Origin of the sequence: Cupriavidus necator A5-1, from assembly GCF_000744095.1 — a bacterium.
Taxonomy (GTDB): Bacteria; Pseudomonadota; Gammaproteobacteria; order Burkholderiales; family Burkholderiaceae; genus Cupriavidus; species Cupriavidus necator_A.
Genome location: NZ_JQLI01000001.1, coordinates 758,167 through 781,841, shown reverse-complemented (window position 1 = coordinate 781,841; position 23,675 = coordinate 758,167). Strand labels below are relative to the sequence as shown.

12 protein-coding genes and 7 pseudogenes are annotated in these 23,675 nt (G+C 61.3%); 10 read left to right on the top strand and 9 right to left on the bottom strand.

Annotation, left to right across the window (positions count from 1 at the left end; genetic code table 11):
* The first annotated feature begins 63 nt into the window (after window positions 1-63).
* Window positions 64-414, top strand: a complete 351-nt coding sequence (locus K307_RS03545) for a hypothetical protein (protein WP_042876341.1) — start codon at window positions 64-66, stop codon at window positions 412-414.
* 401 nt (window positions 415-815) lie between these two features.
* Here the strand turns inward: K307_RS03545 and K307_RS49015 are convergent.
* A pseudogene (locus K307_RS49015) lies at window positions 816-1,026 on the bottom strand (IS5/IS1182 family transposase); the annotation flags it as partial.
* Window positions 1,027-1,114: 88 nt separating this feature from the next.
* On the opposite strand from K307_RS49015, the gene K307_RS47395 reads away from it, so the two are divergent.
* Complete coding sequence (locus tag K307_RS47395) at window positions 1,115-1,276, top strand: hypothetical protein (protein WP_155301054.1); 162 nt, start codon at window positions 1,115-1,117, stop codon at window positions 1,274-1,276.
* A gap of 625 nt (window positions 1,277-1,901) precedes the next feature.
* Here the strand turns inward: K307_RS47395 and K307_RS47390 are convergent.
* From K307_RS47390 to K307_RS03525, 3 genes are all read right to left on the bottom strand, one after another.
* Window positions 1,902-2,159: a hypothetical protein gene (locus K307_RS47390; RefSeq protein ID WP_155301053.1), complete on the bottom strand. Its 258-nt coding sequence runs from the start codon at window positions 2,157-2,159 to the stop codon at window positions 1,902-1,904.
* Between the two features lie 888 nt (window positions 2,160-3,047).
* Complete coding sequence (locus K307_RS44130) at window positions 3,048-4,967, bottom strand: kelch repeat-containing protein (RefSeq protein WP_080744867.1); 1,920 nt, start codon at window positions 4,965-4,967, stop codon at window positions 3,048-3,050.
* A 269-nt stretch (window positions 4,968-5,236) separates the two neighbouring features.
* Window positions 5,237-5,566, bottom strand: coding sequence for a diguanylate cyclase domain-containing protein (locus K307_RS03525; protein ID WP_230625809.1), 330 nt, complete (start codon window positions 5,564-5,566; stop codon window positions 5,237-5,239).
* 409 nt (window positions 5,567-5,975) lie between these two features.
* Here K307_RS03525 and K307_RS50870 point away from each other — a divergent pair.
* Together K307_RS50870 and K307_RS50865 are read left to right on the top strand one after the other, a co-directional pair.
* Window positions 5,976-7,921: pseudogene (locus tag K307_RS50870) on the top strand (Tn3 family transposase); the annotation flags it as partial.
* A gap of 1,638 nt (window positions 7,922-9,559) precedes the next feature.
* Window positions 9,560-10,052: pseudogene (locus K307_RS50865) on the top strand (efflux RND transporter permease subunit); the annotation flags it as partial.
* Between the two features lie 173 nt (window positions 10,053-10,225).
* On the opposite strand, the gene K307_RS03510 reads toward K307_RS50865, so the two are convergent.
* The 3 genes and pseudogenes from K307_RS03510 to K307_RS03500 form a co-directional block, all read right to left on the bottom strand.
* On the bottom strand, window positions 10,226-10,852 hold the full coding sequence (locus K307_RS03510; RefSeq protein WP_042876332.1) for a hypothetical protein: 627 nt from the start codon (window positions 10,850-10,852) through the stop codon (window positions 10,226-10,228).
* A 34-nt stretch (window positions 10,853-10,886) separates the two neighbouring features.
* A pseudogene (locus tag K307_RS03505) lies at window positions 10,887-11,150 on the bottom strand (chromate resistance protein ChrB domain-containing protein); the annotation flags it as partial.
* Window positions 11,151-11,417: 267 nt separating this feature from the next.
* A pseudogene (locus K307_RS03500) lies at window positions 11,418-11,939 on the bottom strand (Tn3 family transposase); the annotation flags it as partial.
* 643 nt (window positions 11,940-12,582) lie between these two features.
* Here K307_RS03500 and K307_RS03495 point away from each other — a divergent pair.
* Window positions 12,583-12,936 carry a DUF7668 domain-containing protein gene (locus tag K307_RS03495; RefSeq protein ID WP_155301051.1) on the top strand — a complete coding sequence of 118 codons (354 nt, stop codon included), beginning with the start codon at window positions 12,583-12,585 and terminating at the stop codon, window positions 12,934-12,936.
* Between the two features lie 427 nt (window positions 12,937-13,363).
* On the opposite strand, the gene K307_RS03490 is transcribed toward K307_RS03495, so the two are convergent.
* Complete coding sequence (locus tag K307_RS03490) at window positions 13,364-14,551, bottom strand: hypothetical protein (protein WP_042876328.1); 1,188 nt, start codon at window positions 14,549-14,551, stop codon at window positions 13,364-13,366.
* Between the two features lie 399 nt (window positions 14,552-14,950).
* Here K307_RS03490 and istA point away from each other — a divergent pair.
* Window positions 14,951-15,988 (top strand): annotated as a pseudogene (gene istA, locus K307_RS48460) (IS21 family transposase); the annotation flags it as partial.
* Between the two features lie 193 nt (window positions 15,989-16,181).
* Here the strand turns inward: istA and K307_RS03480 are convergent.
* Window positions 16,182-17,519, bottom strand: coding sequence for an IS110 family transposase (locus K307_RS03480; RefSeq protein WP_042876326.1), 1,338 nt, complete (start codon window positions 17,517-17,519; stop codon window positions 16,182-16,184).
* A gap of 346 nt (window positions 17,520-17,865) precedes the next feature.
* Between K307_RS03480 and K307_RS03475 the strand changes: the two are divergent.
* The 4 genes and pseudogenes from K307_RS03475 (at window position 17,866) to trxC (ending at window position 23,652) form a co-directional block, all read left to right on the top strand.
* Window positions 17,866-18,218 (top strand): annotated as a pseudogene (locus K307_RS03475) (Hsp20/alpha crystallin family protein).
* A 98-nt stretch (window positions 18,219-18,316) separates the two neighbouring features.
* Complete coding sequence (gene clpK, locus K307_RS03470; RefSeq protein ID WP_042876324.1) at window positions 18,317-21,160, top strand: heat shock survival AAA family ATPase ClpK; 2,844 nt, start codon at window positions 18,317-18,319, stop codon at window positions 21,158-21,160.
* 177 nt (window positions 21,161-21,337) lie between these two features.
* Window positions 21,338-23,218 carry an ATP-dependent zinc metalloprotease FtsH gene (ftsH, locus tag K307_RS03465; RefSeq protein WP_042876322.1) on the top strand — a complete coding sequence of 627 codons (1,881 nt, stop codon included), beginning with the start codon at window positions 21,338-21,340 and terminating at the stop codon, window positions 23,216-23,218.
* On the top strand, window positions 23,215-23,652 hold the full coding sequence (gene trxC / locus K307_RS03460) for a thioredoxin TrxC (protein ID WP_042876321.1): 438 nt from the start codon (window positions 23,215-23,217) through the stop codon (window positions 23,650-23,652). Before ftsH ends, trxC begins: the two co-directional genes overlap by 4 nt.
* Window positions 23,653-23,675: the final 23 nt, after the last annotated feature.

Genomic DNA, 23,675 nt, shown 5'->3' with positions numbered 1-23,675 from the left:
GAACGGAAGCGACGGTGAGGCTGACGTAGACTGATCTGCCTACTGGGCCCTTGGGGAATTCTAATGCGCACCCCCCTCTCCTTCCTTCCAGCTTTCGCTGCGCTAATGGTTGCCGGGTGTAACACAGCACCGATCCCACCAGGCAAGCCGGTTGATATCCCCACCGCCTTGCAGCAAGTCTCCGCCGGACTGTGCGCATTCAAGAAGGACGCCGAGACAAGAAAGCAGGGGTCCTTTGACTCGGTCACTGTGGAGCTCGACCTGACCATCGATGGCGCAAAGAACCCGCCGGTGGCTGTGGCACCCGACATTCAGTTCATGCCGACTGTCAGCTACGGACAGACCATTTCCGTAACTAAGGGAAGCAAGCTGACTCTGACGCTCAAGATGCCTGCGACATGCCCAAATAGTTAAAACAAATTTTGAGTCAGGAAATTCTTCTCAACCCAGTAGGTCAGCTTAGACGCTCACCCGAATTCAAACAGGGAAGCAATGAAATCAAGGCAGCTCAGGGTCCCGTCCCCAAATCTGGGGCTTCTAGCTCGTGCCGCTGCCGGGTCGGTCCAGCACCACTGCCCGACGGGAGCCAGTCAGACATAGCGCCCGGTCGTGCCAACGTTTAACCGCGCCGGACGGCTATCGGCAGCTCTCGGCCGAGGCCGTGTCACACACAGCTTAGGCCATTTGGGGGTGGGATGTTGACAAGAATGCCGCGTTGAATCAGTTGAATCGGCCTTCAAGTGACAATCATCCATGGAGCCGAGCCGGGAACCGGATCGTGACCGTAGGAAGGAGTTTGGAATCGGCGCACCTTATCAGGCGCTGGCCAACCTCATTGCGCGCATCGCCCTCGCGAATCCCAGTATCCTGATAACTCGCCTCAGATTGTAGGCGAGCACCTGCAAGCTCATTTCGGTAGAGACGTTACCTAGTCTAGTCTACGTGTGAGAAAGTGCGTCGAGCCATCCAATGGTTGAGCGTGCCAAACACATGCTCGACCGTTCGCCGTCTCAGCATCATTGCGTCTGCTTACAGATCACGATTACGGCAAGCCGAACCTGAACCGGCTACCGCGATTTCACGAATAGGGTGAAAATTTCGACCTGAAGGGCCGTTGGTCGGCACAATTCTCGGGACGCTCAAAGGGAGCGGCTTCCACATCGTCGAGCCGACGGACAGCGTGCTGCGCGATGTGGACTGGAAGACGTTGGTATTCCTGGCCAGCATCTTCTGTCTTGTGGAGGCGATGGTGAAGACCGGGCTGCACTGGGTGTGACACGCGACAACGTCCAGGCCAGCCTGCGCAATCCCGCCGTGCGTCGGGCCCTGGTTGCCGATGAAGACGCCAGCCGCAGTCTCGGTGTCGACCGGGACTGGACCGTGCGGGCGGTGACTGCGCATGCCCTCGTTGTGACGCCAGCTCGCTGACGTGCCGGTTGCTATGCTGCCGGCGGCGCGGCCATTCCGGCGAATGGCTGGAAGGACTTGGGTTTAATACGCTCAGCGATCTGCGGCGATTGCCGCGCGCTGGCCTGCAGCGCCGTTGCTCAGCGACATTATCCAGGCCTTGGACTGCGCGCACGGCGAAGCGCTCGAGGTATCGAATGGGCCGCGGCCCCACCCTCTTTCGATGCCGCAGTGGATCTCCCTGTATAACAGGCCAACTCGGCGGACCTGGTGCAGTCCATCCTTGCAGTGAAACGCAGATCGCATTACCGCCATTAGAACAACGGCGCCAGCGGCCTGCGGCGGTGACAGCCGCAGCCGCTCAACTGGTCGGATTTGTCTGAGGCGAGGGTAATGGTGGTAGCGATGCCGGCGATAGCGCCATAGCCGCCCTACAAGTGGTAGCCCGATCCCGATGGCCGTGATGGCCAACATGATGTCTAGGGTCGGCATGTCTATTTTGGTACGGCGCGCACGAGGCTCTGGCCGTGGATGGTGGCCTCTGACGGCATGACAAAGAAGTGATAGTCCAAGGGGTTGAGCGCCAGAATCGGACATTCGAGTCGGGTGGCGATTGCGGCATCGGGAGACCAATTGCCGTACGCGACCTTACCCGTCAGCTCCACCGAATCGACGCGCGCATAGAGCGCGGTGGCCGGGTAAAGCGCACTGGTATCCGGTGGCGGATGCCTCACTGTTTTGCCGGTGTTCATGGCGAACCTCCATTGGCCTGGGCTGCCGTGAGATTCGAGGATAGTTGCGACGCGATCCTCCTCAAAGGTTCGCAAACTCAGTTTGAGGAGTGAAATGGCCGTGATCCTGGACGCCAACGGGCAACCGATCATGGGCCGAACTTGCCCGTGCATCATCCAGTGTCAAGGCGTGCGCGCGCTGGCGCGACTCTGCGAGGCATGCCGCTCGCAGGGGCCCCGTATGTCTTCCCGTACGAGCGGCGAACTGGCTTGCCCAGGAAATGGGCAACTGGCTGCCGTGGATACGGTCGCCGGGACAGCGACATCAACCTGTGCCGCGACCGTGTGGTGGGCGCTCGCATCGCTTGGTAAGGGTTCGACAGCCGTCGGCCCAGGTGGCATCAAAGGAGGCCACGCCGGTGCGCAGCGCTAGCGCGCGGTAGCGACTCGCAACTAGCGGCACAATGAACCTCACGATGCCGAACTTTCGGCGACTGGCGACGCGCCTGTCGTTCGGCTCCGCCTCGCGGCTGTGGTACGCCATCGGCACGCGGTCCTCGTCGATCTCGACAGCGCCGCGCAGGTTGCGGGTGTCAGACCCCGACGCTCACATCGGTGGGAAGTTCGAATTGGTTGAACTTCGGTCGGTCACGGAGGGCAGCTGAAGACGAGAAGGCGCGTCTAGAGAGCCGCTCTCGACCCGCAGATCGGCGAATCAAGAATTGAGAGCTCGCCCCTATCTTCAGCGCTCCCTGCATTTTCGGGCACATAGCGGTGCCCGGGACCGCTGCCGCATGCTGCGTTGAGCGGGCTACTGCTCGTACGAATCTGCCAGCACACCGGCTACGGCAAAGGTAGCCTTGTGAGTTTCAGGCTGGCCGTACCGTTTGTCTCCTACGACTCATGGCGTTACTGAAACAGTTCTGCGGACGCCAAGTAACTGTTGCGGCCATTTCTGCCATGGATATCCCTGCCGCCCACAACGAGTACCACGCCACTAGTCAGCAGCGTCGCCGTGTGACTCAGGCGTGGCCCCGTCATGCTGTCAACACTTGTCCAGGTACCGTTGGCCGAGTTGTACCGTTCCGCGGTGGCAGTGCTGACAAATCCTCCTGCCACCAATATGTCGCCAGTCGCTAGCAAGGTGGCAGTGTGGAAGGCACGCGCCGTTTCCATGCTGCCCGTCGCCTGCCAGGTGCGGCTGCCCGGGTCAAACAACTCGGCAGTGGCTTGCTCGCGGTTGCGAGCATCGCTGCCGCCGACTGCGAGCACCTTGCCGTTGGCCAGCAGGGTCGCCGTCAGGAAGAACCTTGGCGTCGTCATCGTCCCCGCGTCCGACCAAGTACCGGTGGCCGGGTCGTACAACTCCGCCACGGCGGCGCCGGTACCCGCCACCACCAATACCCGCCCATCGGGGAGCAAGGCGGCGGCACCGGCCGCATGTACCCGCGCCATGTTGCCTGTGGGTGACCAGGTGCCGGTGGTCGGATCGTACAGTTCGGCCGTGGCTCCGCCGGGGTTGCCACCCGCAACCAGCACCTTGCCGTCCGGCAGAAGCGTGGCCGTGTGGTTTTGCCGCACGGTGCCCATGCTGCCGGTGCCTGACCAGGTACCGCTGGCCGGGTCGTACAGTTCGGCCGTCGCGGTGCCGAGCAGGCCATCGTAGCCCCCGGCGACCAGCACCTTGCCGTTTGCCAGAAGGGTGGCCGGGCAGAACTCGCGTGGCGTGGCCATGCTGCCCGTGGCTGCCCATCGGCCAGTGGCCGGGTCATAGAGTTTGGCCGTGGCCAAGGGCTTGCCGGTGGCATTGGGGCGGCCGGAGTTATTGGCCCCGCCCGCGACCAGCAACTTGCCATTCGGCAGCAGCGTCGCCGTGTGGTCGCTTCGCGCGATCGCCAAATTGTCCGCCGGTCGCCAGAAACTGGCAGCCGCGATCGAAATCAAGACCTGCGTGGAGACGAAGCCGGCGCCGTTGCCGCCCGTGACGGTATAGGCGACCTGCCCCTGGGGGGTGCGGGGCGTGCCGGTAATCGCGCCTGACCCCGTATTCAGGCTCAGGCCAGGAGGCAAGGCAGGTGCGATCGTGTAGGAGGTAATCAGGCCGCCGGCGCTTTGCGGGATGTCGACGGCGATAGGCGTGCCGACAACATAGACCGGATTCGGCGTCGTGTATTGCAGGCCAGTCGGCGGCATCTCCTGCAATTGCACTTCGATGCTTAGTTCCGCCGTATCACTGCCCGCAGCATTGCTGCCGGTAACGGTGTAGAGCGCGGCGGCCGCGGCGGCCTCGGGCGCGCCGCTGATGACGCCGGTCTGGGAGTCCAGCACGAGCCCCGCCGGCAGGGCGGGCGACACACTGAATTCCCGGATCTCGCCGCCGTGCGCAATGGGCATGTTTGGTGTGATTGCCGCGCCAGTCATATAGACGACGGATTCTTCGTGGTAGCTGAGATCTTCCGGCGGGACCGGCTCCTCACTAATCTCGATCTCCACGCGTGTAGTCGTACTGCCCGCGCTATTGCTTCCGGTGATCTCATAAATACCGGCATCGGTCACGGAGGTTGGCGTGCCGCTGATCACGCCGGTCACTGGGTCGAGATGCAGTCCCGCAGGCAATGGCGGCTGCACACTCTCCAGCGTGATGGCACCTCCGCTGCTACTGGGCGTGTCGGGCACGATGGGCTCATTCACGACATAGAGCACCGCCGCGTCCCGGTATGTGAGCCCGGCGGGCGGCGCGATCGTGTTCGATGCGCCGTCGCTGCAGCCGCCCAGTGTGAGGATGAAAAACAAAGACGCAGGGAGCAATAAGGCCTTGATTCTCAACATTGTCAATCGCTTCTCGCCGTCAATTCGGCGGCGACCCTCAGGCTTTGCCCGTCACTATTGCCGACTGTCACCGTCTGTAGGCTCATGCAGCCCGGGGCGAATACGAATGCTGCTCATTAGCCGGAATGCGCCCTCTATCCCCTTTCCATTCACATCCTACTGGCGCTTTTCCGGAGTGGCATTCTGTTCTCGAAGCATAGTTGGCTAGGCGTTTCATGCAAGGCTGCGGACTTCGCACTTGCCAATTGCGCCTATCCAAACAAGCGGGGTTACGCGGAAAATCCCAACGCGGGCGGCGTGTACTGACCCTTTCCAGCCCGCTTCGCTTCGTAGAGCGCCATATCCGCCTGCGCAAACAACCCTCCAGCGGTCTGCTCATCTTCGACGCAGCGCATTGCTGTGCCAACGCTTGCGCCGGCGACAACGAGGCGATCTCCGATGGCGTAAGGCTTGCTGGCTGCATCGACGATGGCCCTCGCAACCCACTCGAGAATCGTGGGTTCGTTTGCGCCATTCAGCACAATTGCGAACTCGTCGCCACCGATCCGGGCGACGGCATCGCCATGGCGGACGCAAGCCGAAAGCCGCTGCGCAAACATCACCAACAATTGACCGGCTCCTCTGCTCCTCATATAGAAATCATGAGGACGGCATTCCCCGACTATCTGAGTCACCGCGGTGCCTGGATAGAGGGTCGGCCGGGATTCGCAAATATCTTACTCATAAGTCAGTAACTTAGCGGACAAATAGTCTATGCTTGAGCGAAAGTCATTGAAGGGAGCGCTCATGAAACGGGATGGTCGCAGCCTGGCTCACAACACGCTTGAAGAAATGCTCATCCTGGCGGTGCAACGCGCGTACAAGCCTACGACCAAGATACGCCCAAAACGCTATCATAAGCCCTCAGGTTATAAAGAAATTAATAATCATTACCTCAGGATATAACACGGGATTGTCACCGAACCGCCGCTAGACTGGCTGGCCCTTCAGCGATTGCCGAGATCCTGTATGGGCACCATCGAGCGTACCGCCTACCCGCGTTTCCCGAAGGTCTTCTCCATCAAGGAATCGCGGGCTTGCTACTCACCAAGCACGGAAGAACTGGACTGGGCTACCCGATCCACACGCGGGCAGGAATCACGGCTTGGTCTGCTGGTTCTCCTCAAGGTCTTCCAGCAGCTACACCACTTCCCAAACCCTCGACACGATTCCCGCAAGCGTGACTGAACTGGTGCGCATCAGCGCCGGGCTCAGCCCAGGTACCAGGGTCGGCTACGACCGTAAGGTGTCGCCGACCTTGTTCCGGCACTACACGGCCGTGCGAGAGTTCCTCGGCATCCAGACCTACATCGGTACCGATGCCAATGAGATAACTGTCCGCGCGGCACGCGACGCCGCCGAAACGATGGACCAGCCGGTTGACATCATCAATGCGACCATCGATGCGCTGGTCCTGCGTCAGATCGAACTGCCAGCCTTCTCCACGCTGGATACCATCGCCGAACAGGTCCATGCTCGCACGCAAACCGCCCTATTTCGCCGCATCGCACGACGCCTGTCCCAGGAGGAGCAGCACCGGCTTGACCGGCTGCTGACCCGAGACTTCGCAAGCCGCCAGACCGCGTATCACAACATCAAACACCACGCGCAGCGGCCCTCGCGCAAGCACCTGACCTTGCTGATCGAACATCTGACCTGGCTGGACACCATTGGCGATTTTTCCAAGACGCTGGTTGGTGTGCCCGCTTCGAAGCTGCGGTCCTTGGCGAGCCAGGCGATGAGTCTGGACGCGGCCAATCTCAAGGAGATCTTGCCGGAGAAACGCTATACCCTGATGGTAGCGCTGCTCAACCACGCGCGTGCGGGTGCGGGACGACTTCGCCGAAATGTTCATCCGACGCATGAGTGCTATCCACAAGCGGGCACGGGAAGAGTTGGAGCAAATCCAGTCCCGCTGGCGCGCGCAGATGGAAAAGCTTGTCACGCTGCTCGACGGTGTGGTCGATATCGTCGCCGAGGGCGAGGACGATGCGCAGATCGGTAGACAAGTGCGGCGCTTTCTTGCTCCCTCGGGCAATTTGGAGCCCCTACGCGAGAGCTGCGCGGAGGTCCGTGCCTTCAGTGGCAACAACTACTTGCCGCTGCTGTGGCGGCATTCCCGCGCACACCGCTCGGTCATGCTTCGTCTGGCCGAAGGGCTGAAATGGGAGTCGACCAGCCAGTCGTGCACACTTCTTGCCGCCTTGGCAGTGGTGTTGAAGAACGAAGCCCTGCACCGCGAGTGGATCGCCGCCGACGTCGATCTGAACTTCGCCTCGGAGCGCTGGCGCAAGCTCGTGCGTCGCCCAGACAATCTGGGGCCGCCCACCAACCGACGCTATCTGGAGCTCTGCGTGCTCTCGCATATGGTCGGCGAGCTGCGCTCCGGTGACCTGTGCGTCGTCGGCTCAGACGCATTTGCCGACTTGTATCTCCGGCTCGATCTGCCCAAGCATTGGGGCGACGGCAAGACCGTGGCGGCCGACGGCACGCAATACGACTTCTACGACAACAATCTGCTCGCGGGCTACCACTTCCGCTACCGCAAGATGGGAACGGTGGCTTACCGGCATGTTGCCGACAACTACATCGCCGTATTCCGGCACTTCATCCCGCCCGGCGTCTGGGAGGCTGTCTACGTCATCGAGGGTCTGCTCAAGGCAGGTTTGAGCGTGGAAGCCGACACGGTGCATGCGGACACCCAGGGGCAGTCGGCCGCCGTTTTTGCCTTTACCTACCTGCTTAGCATCAACCTGATGCCGCGGATTCGCAATTGGCAGGACCTGAAACTTTACCGAGCCGACCCCAGCTCCAGGTATCGTCACATTGATCGCCTCTTTTCGGGCGCGGTGGACTGGGACCTGATCGCCCTTCATTGGCAGGACGCCGGGTCGGCCGGTGGAATTTCACCACCAGCCGCCCACAGGTAGGGTCGAGAACTGGCGCGCGCACCTTAGGTTCCGGTGGGAATTCCCCCGCTTTCGCGATGGCCCGCAATCCGGCTACCGTAGTCACGTTTCCAGCTCCCGCCACGTCAAACGCAGCATGCGGTTTTCCCGCACTACGCTTTCCTGCTTGTTTTATGTCAAGGGTTATGAGTATCTACCGGCACAGTCGATTCCCATTGGACGGCCCCGTGCCCAAAGCATTGTTCGCTTGTGTCCAAGGAGTCTCGAGCCGCTAAGCTACGGGAGTCGTAGCAGGGCGCCCGTAGAACCAAATCTCGCTTCGGGATGGGACAGTTCAAGTCCTGTCGACCATGGAACAGGGCCGCACCGCGGCACTGGTTGGGGCATGTGCTGCGCTATTCCGCGCTAACCTTCGGATCACGGACTACTGCCCCGGGCCGAATCGCTCGATGGGACCGTGACCGCAACGACGCCCGCGAGACCATCAGAGCAGCGAGAAAATGGCGATAACAAGTATTGCTCTTCTCCACGTGTTAGGTCGATAGCAACGCGATGCATGGCTTTAATTTCGTCAGTGTGCGGACGCGCGCTAGTCCGGCAGGGAACCTGCCTGGCATTGTGCATGGACGGCAAGCTGGGCACCCGAGCACCGTATGTCGTTCAGCGGTAATCGTGGCTGTATTGCCGGCGAGTCTGCATAGTGGCCAATGATGCGCGCGCGGCGTGCGGCACCGTCGGGGGCTCATCAAAAACCAAGGCTGATGGGCGTGGCATTTTGGGATGGACAAGCAGTGTGGCTGTACTTCTTTGGGCACGATCCGTTCGGCGTCGGATGGCCCCCCAATCGATGGACCGAGATGCCGCTGTCTTACGCCTGTCTTTTGAAGGGATGTGAACTGGGTGCCAAACGGGCGTGATATGGGCAGGTGCTGGTGCCGATCACTGGCGTAGATTACGGTGCTCCGATCTCGAGCCGGGAATGTAGAAAGAAGTAGTCGTCCATCGCGGAACCTAATTGATAGCCGAAAATATTCGCCGGCTTTGGAGAGAAGAGTTGAGCCGGGTGGCGCAAGGGCTGCCAACCCGGCAATGGGAAGTGCCAAATGACTAGGATTCGAATGTTCGCAAAGCGGGAGGGCGACAAATTGTGCCGTCCACGCTGAACGCGTGCAGACCTCATAGACAAATACACGACCTCACGTATCTGGAAAGTAAGTCCCCCGGTACCAGCTTGCGGGATGATCGTCGTTTGTAAGAGCGCGGATGCGCTCAGCACGCGCAATGCCCGTTGTGGTGACGCAACTCGTCAAATGCACCTGTAGTGTGGAGTGGCCTCAGTAAGGCTGAATAGTCGGCAAGCCGGCGGATGACTGAGTGCGGTCGGCGGGTGCCCATAGTCCCCTACTCGACCTCCTGCTCAAAGTTCGTGGATGTGAGCTCGGCTGGCGAGAACTTTCGACCGGTCCTGCTCTATTCCGCATCGACATGCGCCAGCTTGATGGCTTCCGCGTAGCGCCATCACCCTGTGCAGCCTGACATCCGAGGCCATCGAACTATGAGAAGCTCGTTGCGCCGAATATGAGGGTCGGCCGGGATTCGAAAATATCTGAAGCTTAAGATATTCACGAATCCCGGCCGACCCTCATCTTTGCCTTGACCGGCGTCGAAGGCAAGATGTTCCATCCGATGGCGCTCACGGCGGTGCTGGCGCGCGTCGGCGCCATCATTCTGTCGGTGGTCTTTTTGCCCGCCGCCATCGCCATGTTCCTGACCGGGAGCATCAGGGCAGAGCCTACGCCGCGATCAAGCGTTTCTATGCGCGACAGCTCGATCGCGCTTGGGTAGGCCAGTTCTTACCCTCGGGATCGCTGGCGCCGTCCTTGCCGGAAGTGCGGTGCTTGCTGCAACGATGGGTTCGAAGTTCATTCCCAGTCTCAACGAAGGGGACATTGCCTTGCATGCCCTGCGGATTCCCGGCACCAGCCTGTCGCAGGCCATTCAGATGCAGGAGGCGCTGGAGAAGCGCATCAAGGCGTTTCCGGAGGTGGATCGCGTCATTGCCAAGATCGGGACCGCCGAGATCGCGACGGACCCGGTACCGCCCAGCGTGGCCGATAACTTCGTCATCATGAAGCCGTTCCAGATGTTGGCGCGCGAGATCCGCTTCCGACGGTTACCGGATCCTGCCGCTGCCGCTGCCGCTGCGGGAGGCGGCACGCGTGCAATCGCCCGCCACTCCGGATTACTGGCTCCGTCCCAGGTTTGCTTTGATGTGATCATTCTCTTTTGCTTCTCTGCTGTGTTGCTGCGTTATTTCGCGCTGGAGCTTCCGAATGAGAAGGCGTCGAACAAGGTCACGCTGTCCGCCTTGGTCCAAACGCCGACGGCGCCAGCCCCGCTGATGTGGTCGTCTGCCACATCGATGTAACGCTTGCCGTCCAGCGCCACCTGGACGCGGTTCCCCCCGAAGTCCACGCGCAGCGTATGCCAGACGCGAGCGGCGACAGGGGCATTCCGATACTGGATCGTGTGCCTGCGGCCGCTCGTCGTGTAATACAGCGAGACATTGTTCTCCATCGCATTGGCCCGTGCGACATAGTAGTTGTCGCCGTCCTTCCAGCGCCAGACGACACCGGCGGCCTGGTCTTCCCGGCCGGCGATAGGCTTGAACTTCACCTCCACGAAGCCATCGGTGATGGAAACGGCTTGCCTCACGCACCAGGGAAAATCCCCGGAACCCGATTGCTTAAGCACGTTGGTGCTGCTCGGCGCAGTCGGGTCCGCCTCGACGGTCCATTTCGGCGTGCCGTGGCCAGTGACACCTGCCACCCATCCGGCAGGCAATGCACCTTGTTTGTCCTGGTTGAACATTAGCGTTTCCCCGATGGCCGGCATCGCCATCAGCAGCAACCATGAAATGAGCATGATTCGATTCATGTGCACCTCCGCGGTGACGACTCCGTTCGCCTTTTCATGCCGATATCTTGGGTGGCCACCGGTGCGTTTCCGCCTGGCAGTACTGGCACCATGCATACAGCGCGTCGTAGATCACCATGCCGTGCCTGAGCATCTCGTGATCGTCCGTAAAGACCTGCGAACCCAGCGAGATGGCGTAGAGGCCGCCAGACTGAGGCGTCAGGTCCAGCTTCGACGTGTCGGCGCCACGCACGATACCGGCAAGTTGTTGCAGGGCCGGATCGGCCAGATGGTATTTGTCCAGGAACGCATCGAAGCTGGGGTAATCGTTTTGCAGCAGATTGATACGGTCAGGCTTAAAAAGACGTTCGAGAACAATGACTTAGTAGTTCTTCGTTTCGCGCTGCACCGTCCTTTCTTTGCGGATTGGTACGCGATTAGCAGGCGCTGTCTGGCAAAGTATGCCTGGCCAGCCTGCGAAGCTGCTGTCGTAGCTGCCGCTGCGAAGGTACTGCCGTATTTCGGCCTCGAGCCACTGCGGTGCCAATCTGTGGCAGATTTTGCTCTGCGGCGTTTGATGTTGCAGTTATGCCATAGCCTGTCGGATTGTTGCGCCACGGCCTTGGATCAGCGCGTCAATGTAGCGCTCGACACCGAAGCTGAGAATCCCCCGGAAGTTGATGTGCCCGGAATGCCCCGGCCCCATGCGGCGCAGCCAAGCGTCCTCGATGTTCGTGCCCCCCTTGCGAAGTCGCTCGACGACATCGTTCATGCGGTTCGTATTCCACGCCAGAACGATGTTGGTCAGAAGCGCGTGCGCCCCCGAGATCGCCGTCAGCTCATCGCCTCGCCGGCCGCGTTCGTGTGGTACCCGGCCAGCATGGATCGCGCGCTGCAACTGGTGCACCGACTCCCCTCGGCTGAGCAACGTATGGATTTCGCGGCGGAAGTCTTCAATGGTCACGTAGTCGCACAGGAAGATGCTACGCAACAGCCGGCCGAGATGCTCGGCAGCTTTGTGCGCTTTGTTGGTCCTGGCGGCGCTGCCCAACCTTTGCATGGCGAGCTCAGCGCTAATGCGGCCGATACGGATCGATGCCAGCACCCGTTGCCTTCGGAGACGAATTCCGCGAACGCCAGGAAGTCGTGATAGCCCAGCCGCCGCAGGTGAATCCGCGACCCCTCTCTGCCACTCGCGACATGCACCGCGACTGACGTAGCATAGTTTCCAAAAACGAGGAACTGTGTAAGAGTTTGACCGACGATTCTCGGGGAGCATTGCAATGAAACTCCAAGAGGCCCTTGACAGGGTTGAGCAAATGGGTAACGACGATGTGATATTTGCCCGGAAGCCCTGGACACTCGAATCCGATGCAGAAATCGGAGCATTAGATGCTGACCTACGTGTACCCTCTCGGTGACTGCACGAGGATTTGCCTACTTTTTGGAAGCTAGTGTTGCAAATGAGGCGCTGGAAGTGTTCGGAACATACGAAGCAACCATAGGCGAGCGCCGCGCCTTGCTATTGTTCTACGCGGAGAATGACGCGTATCCAAAATAGGTGTATGAGCGGTAAGAACACCGTCAGTCCAACACGGCTACGGCTCTTCCTCCAGTATGCCGCGATGGGGTCGGTCCCATATACGGTAGAGCAGGGCCGGATTCACCGCCGCAGTCGCCCACGCAGGGCGGTCATTTGTCCGCCAAGGCTCGACGTCTCACCAGACTCAGCTCAAGTATCCTGCAAATAGATGATGCGCTCACTAGAGAATCGAATTGTCCCACTACTCAAGCAGGTCGTTACCTGGCTCGTCAAGGGGGATTATTTCGCAATTGAAGTTCGGTCAAGAAGTATCCGTTTATCAGCAGATATGATGCGCCAGACCATAGAGGAATATGGTCGATCGCTGATTGTTCCCCCGGACTCGGTATTTAGCAACCTCGACGCTATTCGCGTAGCCAACGCTGACATGCCCACCTTGTCTATCCGCTTGGATCTTTGGACAATCGAAGAAGGGCGCTCTGATTTGACGCTCGAATGCACCGTCATCGACAAGGGAGGGGAAGTGTTTGAAATTGAGATCGACGGCATTCATGTACTCTAGCTTTTCGGATCTGGTCAACGAGTGTAGTTCGCGTACGCCACGGCCGTTTACTGCAATGATGTCTGAGCCGCTCGATTGAGTAACCACTCCTTGGCCCCAATCCGGTACCTTCCAGAATCTTAAGTCAGTCGGTGGGAGTGATCGTGTGGCGGCTGGCGGTCAGCCAGACGGCTGCTTCGGCGTGAACACCAGATGCCCGCGCCGAATTTTGCCAAGGACCGAAACTGGCCGGGAAGGGACCTCTGCCAGCCGCCCCTCTGTCGGTCCGTATTTGCATAGAACGGCTCCGGCGCGGCAGGCATGCGAAGAGCGTATTGATGGTTGGTCTTCGGGGAGTTGGGAAAACGGTTCTCCTCGATCAGATGCGACACGACGCCGAAGCCAGCGGCGCTCACACTGTCGTACGGTGATGTCCATGGTATGCCTCTCAGTGGCGTTCAACCTCTTCGGGCTCTTTGGGTTCCGGCCAACCCGCAGGCCGCCATCCGCCTACTTCCTTGATCATAATTAGTTCTGGAATCAAGCATTCGAAGCTCTGGAGAGCCCGTTCCTTGATGAGTCTCCAAAACTCGGCTTTGAAGATTGCAAGCCCCTCCTCAAAATTGTTCAACGCAACGGGCGCAGCTAGGATGGCCGCCTCGTGAGCGCTCTCCGTAAAGATTCTCTTCATGACATCATGCGGGTGCGACCACATGACAGTCGCATAGAGAACGTTATGAGCTGACCGCGTGTGTAGCACCGGCATTAACATATGGAAGCCACAGCTTTTATCTCTTAAATACACCCATTCAAGCACCAATTTTGTTTCATCAAGAAGCTTAATTGATGTGATACGGATTTTGTGAGTCTCCAAGAATTGGCAATCTCTATTTTGCGCGCGAGCTAGCTCCTTCGCTCGTTCAACCACGGCCCGATCCTCGGGCTCGCCTTGCCGAAAAATCACAACATTTCTCGACTCTCTTAATGGGGGAATCGCTTGTAAGTATTCCTCGCCGATATAAACGAGTCGGTAGCCATCATGGCCAAGATTTCGTTCCCGTTCCGGACACAGCTCAGGGATCCGTGAGTGGGCATTGCCTTCATAGACGGCATGAAGCCATTCAACCTCGTCCAACTTTTTCTGTACGCCGCGCCAAGTGAAAGTGGTATCCAGAAAGAGACCGAACTCCTCGCCGTTCAGTCCCGGCGGATGATCACGGTTGAATTCGCTAAGCCGTGCCGCCATATAGGCCAGCGCCGCGCCGTAATGAGCAGGGGAGTAGGCTTGAAAGGTATCAGCAATGGTCTGGCGCACGCCGACATTAAGCGAGCCCTGCAGTCCGAGGACCGTGTTTGCGTGGGCAGCCAAGGTGGTCCGCATTGGAATCAGGACGAAGCAATCAGAGAGAGGCTGCCTAAAGCGCTCAATACGGTATTGCCGGCGAATCGCCGAGACTATTTGGACCTCGCCGAGTGATCCCGGCAGAGGATGCTGTGAGCCTGTAGTGAGTCCACGCGCTGACAGCTGTGATGGATCCGGTGCCAAGCTAAAAGTATCGCCGTTCCTACGCGGTTGGCAGACCCAGTCAAGTAGTTGGGGGTCGCTTAATTGCACAGGATCTGTGATCGCGTCCATAGTCGCCTCGTATAGTTAGTCAGGGCATCATAGTTAGTCCCCTCCGGTGTAGGGCCGCCGCACGCGCCAGGAACAGGATGCGGCGAGCGCGGCCAAGCGGTTTGCTGCTCGACGAGATCGAGTAGGCGCATTCTGAGGTGCACAACATCCCGGCAGGTCGCCGTCAATGCCTTCGCAGGTGCGCTTGAATTTCGCGCGCATAGAGGGCCGAGAGGAGCGAATCTGCTCAGCGGTTCGAACGGTCTTCGGCATCGGTCTGCCTCCCTTCGGTCGCACGTCCGGATCGTGACTGAATGGCGCATACGTTCCTCCTGCCTGAGCATGCGCCGACGATGCTTTAAGTCTAGTCCAAGGGGAAAAAGCCGCGCGTGACGCGCGCGAGGCTGCATCGAACCGTGCGTCACGCGATGCCTCCTAAGACCCAAGGCGGCGGAGGTCCCGGACGTGCCCATGCGGCTGGAGTTCAGGCCCGGCGAGGCCGCCCAGATCCGACTTCGGTGCCGGTCCGACGCTCACCGATGTGTACACCGGCGAGATCCACAAGACCTGGTACTTCGTCATGACGCTGTGCTGGTCCCGGCATCAGTACGTCGAGCTCGTGCGCGACCAGACCATTGCCACCTGGCTGCAGTGTCACCGACATGCCTTCGAATGGTTCCATGGGGTGCCGGCGCGGCTCATTATCGACAACCCCAAGTGCGCCATCATCAGGGCCTGCCTGTATGAGCCGAACGTCCAGCGGGCCTACGCCCAATGTGCCGAGGGCTATGGCTTCCGCATTGATCTCTGTCCGCCACGGGACCCACAGAAGAAGGGCATCGTGGAATCGGGAGTCAAGTACGTAAAGAACAGCTTCGGGCCCCTACGCGACTTCCGCGAACTTGCCGATGCCAACCGTCAGGTGCGCGCCTGGGTCATGGCTGAGGCCGGCATTCGTATCCACGGCACTACGCGCCAGCAGCCTCTGGTCAGCTTCACCGGCACTGAACAAGGCCTTTGCTACCGTTACCGGCAGTGGCGCCCGAGTTGGCGACCTGGGGCCGAGTGAAGGTGCACCGGTGCCACGTTCAGTTCGAGCGGGCCTATTACTCGGCGCCGTTCCGGCTGGCCGGCAAGTCGCTGTGGCTCAAGGCTACGGCGACGATGGTGCATCTGTATGAGGAACACATCCTGGTTGCCACACACTTGCGACAGGGTGCGCCCGGCGCCCGCAGTACCGTCACCGACCATCTGCCACCCGAGGCACAGGCTTGGCAATTGCACGATGTCCAGTGGTGCTTGCGCGAGGCCAAGCGCGTCGGTCCGTCCTGTTCCGCCCTGGTGCTCGTGCTGTTCGGCGATCGAGTTCTGATCAAGCTGCGTGCTGTCCAAGGCCTGTTGCGGTTCGCACAGCAATACAGCGACTTCTCGATCTGCTGCACCGCCTGCTGCAAGCGACATGCCGCAGAATTAGCCGATACCGTGTGGATTGCAGGTTTCTCGCGTTTGCCGTCATGCAAGCCGATCTTCCAGGATCCGCTCGATAGCTCCAGTGCTACAGCCAAAAATTCGCCAGCCGGCATAAAATGATCGATGCGGGTCGGTTGCATGATGTGACCCTCCTGAGAAACCAAACTGAGGGCGGCTGGGGTCAGGGCGCCACCGCCACGGGATAGATCTGATAGCCGAGTGCAGCGGCGCGGCGTTTGAGCGCGGCGATGCTGCGCTCGCGCTGTTGTTCTTCGTAGCGCTGCTGGCCCTGGTCGACGAAGGTCTCGCCGCGCGTGAGCATGAAGTACACCATGCGCGCCAGCTTGTGGGCGACGGCGGTATTCGCGCGCGGCTTGTCCATGCGGGCACACAGCCGTCGGTAGAACGCGCCGAGCGCGGAGTCGTTATGCGACAGGCTCATGGCCGCGAGCTTGAGCGCCTGGCGCACCCGGTTGGTGGAGCGCCGGGTGCGCGCCGACAGGACCTTGCCGCCGCTGACCTTGGTGCCGGGACACAGCCCGAGCCACGAGCAGAAGTGCTTGACGCTGCCAAAGCGGCGCAGGTCCGGGCCGATCTCCGAGAGGATCGTCAGCACCGAGGTAACGGCCAGGCCATTGATGCGCGTCAGGTCCACGCCAGACCAGCGCGCCAACGCGGTGCGCGCATCAAACTCCGGAGTATTCTTGCCACGCCGCTTGCCCGGCCCGCCGAGTTCGACCTCATGACGGCCCAGCGGCGCAAGCAACGCCTCGATCTTGGCGTCGCACTCGAGGATGCGCTGGGCCAGGCTGTCGAACATCGCCAGGGCCTGCCCGAGCACGAAGAGGTGCTCCTCACGCCAGTTACCCGTCAGCGCCCGCGCGATGTCGCGCTCGCTGGCCTTGACGCGTGCATGGCGATGGCGCGCCAGCACGTTGGGGTCACGCTCGCCCGCCACAATGGCCCGCACGATGGCCTGTCCGGTCATGCCCATCACGTCGCTGAGCACTTCGCCGAGCTGAAGGTTCATCTGCACCAGCGCCTTCTGCATACGCTGCACCCATTCGGCCTGCGCGGCCAGTAGCACCTCGCGCTGACGCACCACCGCGCGCACCACACAGACTTCATCGCCGGGGCGCCAGGCCGCGCGCAGCAGCCCCAGGCTCATCAGCTTCTGCAGCCACTGGCAGTCGAGCACGTCGCTCTTGCGCCCGGGCACGTATTTCATCTGCCGCGCATCGACCAGCCAGACCGTCAAGCCGCGTTGCTCCAGCACTTCATAGACGGGGATCCAGTAGACCCCGGTGGATTCCAGCGCCACCGTGTCCACGCCGCACGTCAGTAGCCAGTCGGCCAGCGCATGCAGGTCGTCGGTCATCGCGCCGACTTCGCGCACCGGCTCGCAGCCGGCTTGCTCGGCCAGATCCCGCGGCACCGCCACCCAGTGGCTCGACGCGCCCACGTCGATCCCCGCCGCGTTGGGGAATACCACGTCTTCTTCTTGCTTGCGCATAGCCATGGCTTGCTCCACCATCGTTGATGAACGGCAGCGCCATGGGATGCGTCGAATTCGACTCGATCTCCTGAACGGGATGCGGCTCGCGCCGCTCACCACTGTCGCCGACGAATCCCGGACCATGCTCCAAAGCGGGCTCACTCCACGGCGTGCATGCCGCGAGCGCGCACCATTGGCCTGTCGGTCATCGCGGCGCTGCCGTTCACCGGTATAGCTCATCTCGGTTTCTCCGCCCACGCCGGGGCCGGAAGGGCCTTGAAATGCTCCAAAGTAGTCCCCACCAAATTCTGATGGTGACTACTCTGGATACATTCACCTTACCCACACGGCCTTCAGCGGACGGTTACACATGGATCTTGATCTCAAAAAGTGGGCTCCCTGGAACTGGTTCAAGAAGGAGCAAGAAGAGCAGCAGACAGCATCTTCGCTGCCGGTACAGCGCAGTGGCTTGCCGGCTTCACGCTCGACAACGACGTGCTGATGGTGCGAGGTGAAAAGCGCCAGGAGCAGGAGAAGAAGGAAGGCGGCTTCCATCGTGTCGAACGCTCCTACGGCAGTTTCCAGCGTGCACTGAACCTGCCTGACGATGCCAACCAGGATGCGATCAAGGCCTCATTCAAGAATGGGGTGCTCACGATCACCATGGACAAGCGCGAAGCGAGTGCACCGAAGCACGGCCGTTCGATTCCGCTTGAAAGCTAACTCGGAAATTCCGTTGCGGTCGCCACGAAGACCAACCAAGAGATCAGGTGCCGCGGCATGCTGCACCTCGTCATCTCAATGACCCAAGGAGCGCCAGCATGGCCAGAAAACAATGCCAAGTCTGCGGCCAACCCGCCACGGCGCGGGTGGAAGCCAATCTCAATGGTCGCCACAGCACCATGCTGTTGTGTGACGATCACTACCGCCAATTGGTGCGGCAGCAAAAGCGCACCATTTCCCCGCTGGAAGCCCTTTTCGGCTCGCGCAGCGGCTTGTTCGAAGATTTTCTGGGCAGCGATTTCTTCCGCATCGGAGAAGACTCGGCACCAGTTGCGGCCGATGCCGATGAAGTGGTCGATGCGTCGTTTGGCGAACCAGCCTCCGCAGGGGCTGGCACGCCGCGCCGTCGCGGCAGCGGGCTGGCCAGCCGCATCAGCGAACACTCCGAGGCCCTGTTGCAGGAAGCTGCCAGGCGTGCCGCGGAGTTCGGTCGCTCCGAAGTCGATACGGAACACCTGCTGCTGGCGCTGGCCGACAGCGACGTGGTCAAGACCATCCTGAGCCAGTTTAAGATCAAGGTCGATGACCTCAAACGCCAGATTGAAGCCGAAGCCAAGCGCGGCGACAAGCCGTTTGAAGGCGAGATCGGCGTGTCGCCACGCGTGAAGGATGCGCTTAGTCGCGCCTTCGTCGCCTCCAATGAATTAGGACACTCTTACGTCGGGCCCGAGCACTTCCTGATCGGTCTGGCCGAAGAGGGCGAAGGGCTGGCCGCCAACTTGCTGCGCCGCTATGGCCTCACGCCGCAGGCCCTGCGCCAGCAAGTAAACAAGGTGGTCGGCAAAGGTGCGGAGGATGGCCGCGCCGAGACGCCGACCAATACGCCGGAGCTCGACAAGTATTCGCGCGATCTCACCAAGATGGCGCGTGAGGGCAAGCTGGACCCGGTCATCGGACGCGCGCAGGAAATCGAAACCACCATCGAGGTGCTGGCGCGGCGCAAGAAGAACAACCCCGTATTGATCGGCGAGCCTGGCGTGGGCAAGACCGCCATCGTCGAGGGGTTGGCACAGCGCATGGTGGCCGGCGAGGTGCCCGAGACGCTGCGCGACAAGCGCCTGGTAGAGCTGAGCATCAATTCCATGGTGGCCGGCGCGAAGTACCGTGGCGAGTTCGAGGAACGCGTGCAGAAGGTGCTGAAGGAGATCTCCGAGCACCAGGGCGAGCTGATCCTCTTCATCGACGAGGTGCACACCATTGTTGGTGCCGGCCAGGGCGGTGGCGAAGGCGGGTTGGACGTGGCCAACGTCTTCAAGCCGATGATGGCGCGCGGTGAGCTGAACCTGATCGGCGCGACGACGCTCAACGAGTACCAGAAGTACATCGAGAAGGACGCCGCGCTGGAGCGGCGCTTCCAGCCGGTCATGGTGCCCGAGCCAACGGTGGCGCAGACCATCATGATCCTGCGCGGCCTGCGCGATACCTTCGAAGCGCACCACAAGGTCAGCATCACCGAGGACGCGATCATCGCGGCCGCCGAGCTTTCCGACCGCTACGTCACCGCGCGCTTCCTGCCGGACAAGGCCATCGATCTGCTCGATCAGGCTGCCGCCCGCGTGAAGCTATCGGCGACGGCCCGCCCCGTTGCGGTGCAGGAGTTGGAGTCCGAACTGCACCAGTTGCGCCGGGAGCAGGACTACGTGGCTTCCCGCAAGCAATACGACAAGGCGGCGGAGATCGGCAAGCGCATCGAAGCCAAGGAGGCCGAACTCAAGAAGCTGGTCGAGGACTGGGAACGCGAGCGCGGCTCGGGCAGCGCCGAAGTCAAGGCGGAACACGTGGCGCAGATCGTCTCGCGCCTGACCGGCATCCCCGTCAATGAGCTGACGGTGGAGGAGCGCGAGAAGCTGCTGCACCTGGAGCAGCGGCTGCACGAGCGCCTGGTGGGGCAGGACGAGGCGGTACGCGCTGTGGCGGATGCGGTGCGGCTGTCGCGCGCGGGTCTGCGCGAAGGCAGCAAGCCCGTGGCCACGTTCCTGTTCCTGGGCCCCACCGGCGTCGGCAAGACCGAGCTCGCCAAGGCGCTGGCCGAATCCATCTACGGCGACGAGGGCGCCCTGTTGCGCATCGACATGTCGGAGTACGGCGAGCGCCATACCGTGGCACGGCTGGTGGGCGCTCCCCCGGGCTACGTCGGCTATGACGAAGGCGGCCAGCTCACGGAGAAGGTCCGTCGCAAGCCCTACAGCGTGCTGCTGCTCGACGAGATCGAGAAGGCCCACCCCGACGTCTACAACATCCTGCTGCAGGTGTTCGACGACGGGCGGCTCACCGACGGCAAGGGTCGCGTGGTGGACTTCACCAACACCATCATCATCGCCACGTCCAACCTGGGATCCGACATCATTCAGCGCCGGCTGAAGGCGCGCGGAGCGGCCGGCGAGGAGTACGAGAAGACCAAGACAGAGGTGATGGACGTGCTGCGCGGGCACTTCCGCCCCGAGTTCCTCAACCGCATCGACGAGATCATCGTCTTCCATGCGCTGGGCAAGGAGGAGATCCGCCACATCGTCGGCCTGCAACTCGATCGCGTGGCCCGCAATGCCGCGAGCCAGGGCGTGACGCTGACGTTCGATGGGACGCTGGTCGATCACTTCGCGGAAGAAGGCTACAAGCCCGAATTCGGTGCCCGCGAGCTCAAACGACTGATCCGCAGCGAGCTGGAAACGGCACTGGCGCGCGAGATGCTCGGCGGCGGCATCGGCAAGGGTGATCACGCCTGTGCACGTTGGGACGACAAGGCGGAGCGGGTCGAGTTCGACCGAAAGCAACCCGCTCTGGCCAGCGACGAAGCGTCCGCCGAATCTGCGCAACCGCCGGGCTCGTCCAAGGAGTCGAACAAGGGGGCGCGCAAGAAGAAGTCCGAAAGTGACAAAGCATGAAGCGCGGGGCTGCCCTAATCCTGAAAATTCGAGACGGGCAGCCCGTGCTTTCTCTTTGATGCGGCCGGGCACCTCCTCATGAACGGGCGTGACCTGTGGCTTGATTCAGGTGGCGCATTGAATTGCTGCCACGTTGGCGGCCTTTCGTCGAAATAGCGGTTTCGAGGATTCCCTGCCATGGAAAAGAAAGATCAATGGAACATCGGCTACTGGATCGTCGCCTTCATGTTGCTGCTGATGCTGCAGAACTACTGGCAAGCGGCGAAGACCGTCGAGCCCGTGCCCTACAGCGAATTCGAGAAAGCGCTGGCCGCAGGCCGCGTCGCCGAAGTGCTGGTGTCGGATCGCACGGTGACCGGGCGCCTGAAGTCGCCGGACGGCCGGGGCAAGACCATGATCGTTGCGACTCGGGTCGAGCCCGATCTGGCCGAACGCCTATCCAAGTACGACGTCCCCTATGCGCGCGTGGTGGAGAGCACCTGGCTGCGCGACATCCTGTCGTGGATTCTGCCTGCCGTGGTGTTCTTCGGCGTCTGGTTCTTCCTGTTTCGCCGCTTCGCCGAGAAGCAAGGCATGGGCGGATTCCTGAGCATCGGCAAGAGCCGCGCCAAGGTTTTCGTGGAAAAGAACACCGGTGTGACGTTCGCGGATGTTGCGGGCGTGGATGAGGCCAAGGCGGAACTGGTCGAGATCGTCGATTTCCTGAAAAACCCGCAAGACTACGGTCGTCTGGGCGCCCGGATTCCCAAGGGCGTGTTGCTGGTCGGGCCACCCGGCACGGGCAAAACGCTGCTGGCCAAGGCGGTAGCCGGCGAGGCCGGCGTGCCATTCTTCTCCATCTCCGGCTCGGAGTTCGTCGAGATGTTCGTCGGCGCGGGGGCGGCGCGCGTGCGTGACCTGTTCGAGCAGGCGCGCGGTCAGGCGCCGGCCATCATCTTCATCGACGAGCTCGATGCGCTCGGCCGGGCGCGGGGTGTGGGCGGGCCCATCGGCGGCCACGATGAACGCGAGCAGACGCTCAATCAGCTGCTCACCGAAATGGACGGCTTCGACAGCTCGGTGGGGCTGATCATACTCGCCGCGACCAATCGCCCGGAGATTCTCGACCAGGCACTGCTGCGCGCCGGCCGCTTCGACCGCCAGGTGCTGGTGGACCGACCCGACAAGAAAGGCCGGCTCGATATCCTGAAGGTCCATGCCAAGAAAATCACTCTTGCGGCAAACGTCGATCTCGAACAGGTCGCCGCGCTGACGACCGGCTTTTCCGGCGCCGATCTCGCGAATCTGGTCAACGAGGCGGCACTGACCGCGACACGGCGCAAGGCATCGGCCGTTGAGCTGCAGGACTTCACCGCCGCCATCGAACGCATCGTCGCCGGTCTCGAGAAGAGGAATCGCGTGCTCAACCCGAAGGAGCGCGAGACCGTGGCCTTTCACGAGATGGGGCACGCACTGGTGGCGCTGGCGTTGCCGGGAACCGACCCGGTCCACAAGATCTCGATCATCCCTCGCGGCATCGGCGCGCTGGGCTACACGCTGCAACGCCCCACCGAGGATCGGTTCCTGATGACGCGCGCCGATCTGGAGCACAAGATCGCCGTCCTGCTGGGAGGACGCGCCGCCGAGAAGCTCGTCTTCGGCGAGCTCTCCACCGGCGCGGCAGACGACCTTGCGCGGGCTACCGACATCGCCCGCGACATGATCACGCGCTTCGGCATGGACGAAGGCCTGGGCTACATCGCGTACGAGGCGCAGCGGCCGCGATTTCTCGATGCGCCCGAACTGGCGCAGGGGGGCTGCCGGGTGGCCGAATCGACCCAGGCGCGCATCGATCAGGCGATTCGTGACATCGTAATGGGGGTATTCGAACGCGCCTACCGAATTCTTGAAAGCAATCGCGACGTGCTTGAGCGATGCGCTCGCGAGCTGCTTTCGCGAGAAACGCTCGACGAAATCGACACCCGCCAGTTGACCCAAGGGCTGAAGTGCGAGACGAGCGAAATATCGGCCCCGACGGTGGGTTCACAACAACTCAACCCCAAAGGAGCCATGTCATGAGCGACAGCGCCCATATCGTCTGCCCGCACTGCCAATCCATCAACCGCGTGCCAGCAGCAAAGCTCAATGACCAGCCCAACTGTGGCCGATGCCAGCGTGCCCTTTTTACCGGCGAGCCCATTGAACTGACCGCGGCGACGTTCCCGCGCCACCTGGAGCGCAGCGACATTCCCTTGCTGATCGACTTTTGGGCACCGTGGTGCGGGCCCTGCAAGATGATGGCCCCGCAGTTTCAGCAGGCGGCGCGCTTGCTTGAACCCAAGATCAGGCTAGCCAAGGTGAATACCGAGGCAGAGCCTCATTTGGCCGCCCAGTTCGGTATTCGCAGCATTCCGACCTTGGTCTTTTTTCAAGGTGGGCGTGAAGTCACGCGCCAGGCCGGCGCCATGGGGGCGCAGGATATCGTGCGGTGGGTATCCGCGCAACTGCGTTGAATGGTTGGAATGGCCTGTTTCTG

What these genes read in the sequence shown, in the direction of transcription:
- K307_RS03545 (WP_042876341.1), top strand. Translation starts at nt 64, where the DNA reads ATGCGCACCCCCCTCTCCTTCCTTCCAGCTTTCGCTGCGCTAATGGTT.
- K307_RS47390 (WP_155301053.1), bottom strand. Translation starts at nt 2,159, where the DNA reads ATGAACACCGGCAAAACAGTGAGGCATCCGCCACCGGATACCAGTGCG.
- K307_RS44130 (WP_080744867.1), bottom strand. Translation starts at nt 4,967, where the DNA reads ATGTTGAGAATCAAGGCCTTATTGCTCCCTGCGTCTTTGTTTTTCATC.
- K307_RS03525 (WP_230625809.1), bottom strand. Translation starts at nt 5,566, where the DNA reads ATGTTTGCGCAGCGGCTTTCGGCTTGCGTCCGCCATGGCGATGCCGTC.
- K307_RS03510 (WP_042876332.1), bottom strand. Translation starts at nt 10,852, where the DNA reads ATGAATCGAATCATGCTCATTTCATGGTTGCTGCTGATGGCGATGCCG.
- K307_RS03495 (WP_155301051.1), top strand. Translation starts at nt 12,583, where the DNA reads ATGATGCGCTCACTAGAGAATCGAATTGTCCCACTACTCAAGCAGGTC.
- K307_RS03490 (WP_042876328.1), bottom strand. Translation starts at nt 14,551, where the DNA reads ATGGACGCGATCACAGATCCTGTGCAATTAAGCGACCCCCAACTACTT.
- K307_RS03480 (WP_042876326.1), bottom strand. Translation starts at nt 17,519, where the DNA reads ATGGCTATGCGCAAGCAAGAAGAAGACGTGGTATTCCCCAACGCGGCG.
- clpK (WP_042876324.1), top strand. Translation starts at nt 18,317, where the DNA reads ATGGCCAGAAAACAATGCCAAGTCTGCGGCCAACCCGCCACGGCGCGG.
- ftsH (WP_042876322.1), top strand. Translation starts at nt 21,338, where the DNA reads ATGGAAAAGAAAGATCAATGGAACATCGGCTACTGGATCGTCGCCTTC.
- trxC (WP_042876321.1), top strand. Translation starts at nt 23,215, where the DNA reads ATGAGCGACAGCGCCCATATCGTCTGCCCGCACTGCCAATCCATCAAC.